Source organism: Streptomyces sp. SID9727 (genome assembly GCF_010550605.1).
Classification (GTDB): Bacteria; Actinomycetota; Actinomycetes; order Streptomycetales; family Streptomycetaceae; genus Streptomyces.
In genome coordinates, this window is sequence record NZ_JAAGNI010000232.1 from 1 (window position 1) to 212 (window position 212).

The 212-nt window shown below is 80.2% G+C and carries 1 protein-coding gene; it reads left to right on the top strand.

The genetic code is table 11. From position 1 onward, the window contains the following. Positions 1–212: hypothetical protein (locus G3I41_RS14750; RefSeq protein WP_164400661.1), on the top strand; the 212-nt coding region annotated here is incomplete at both ends.

The window sequence follows — 212 nt, forward strand, 5'->3', positions numbered from 1 at the left end:
ACATCGACGCGGTGCTGGACCGGGCGCGCGGGGGACACCCGAGCGTCGCCGAGCACGCCGCCGTGGTGCAGCGACGGGTCGCCCTGCTCGCCGGGGCGGGCGGGGCGGTGCGCGAGGAGGAGAGCGCGGCGGCACGGTTGAAGGAGGCCGACGACCGGCTCGCGGACGCCGCCTTCCGGGCCGGGTTCGACACGCCGGAGGCCGCCGCCGCC